The following is a 566-nucleotide window of genomic DNA, read 5'->3' as shown; positions in this document are numbered from 1 at the left end:
GGCGCCGGCCGCGGTGGTGGTCTCCGCGGCGTCGTCGCCGTCCTCGGCGTCCGCCTCGAGCGCCTCGCGCCGCACGGTGATCACGCGCTGGACCAGGGTGACCAGGCTGCCCACGCCGACCGCCCACAGCGCGATGGGCAGCAGGATGTCGATGTGCGGGACGCCGAACGTGTGCAGCCCCGACAAGCCGCACGCCACCAGCGAGACGACCAGGCGCTCGGCGCGCTCGACGAGGCCGTTGACGTTCACCGGCAGCCCGATGGACTCGCCACGGGCCTTGGTGTACGACACGACCTGGCCGCTGGCCAGGCAGAAGATGGTCACCGCGCACAGCGTGATGCTGTCGCCGCCGCCGGCGTACCACAGGGCGAGCCCGCCGAAGATCGCGCCGTCGGCGACCCGGTCGAGCGTCGAGTCGAGGAAGGCGCCCCAGCGGCTTGAGCGGCCGAGCTGGCGCGCCATGTTGCCGTCGACCAGGTCGGAGAAGACGAACAGGGTGATGACCACCGTGCCCCAGAAGAACTCGCCCTGGGGGTAGAAGACCAGCGCGCCGGCCATGACCCCAC

General features: G+C 72.1%; 1 protein-coding gene. It reads right to left on the bottom strand.

Features of this window, described 5'->3' with window-relative positions:
• Positions 1 to 566 (bottom strand): phosphatidylinositol phosphate synthase (pgsA, locus tag KUM32_RS41675; RefSeq protein ID WP_217146825.1); only part of this gene is annotated, 566 nt, incomplete at both ends.

This window comes from Streptomyces sp. AC627_RSS907 (assembly GCF_019049165.1).
The sequence above is the reverse complement of the archived record's forward strand: the minus strand, read 5'-3'. Positions and strand labels throughout refer to the sequence as shown.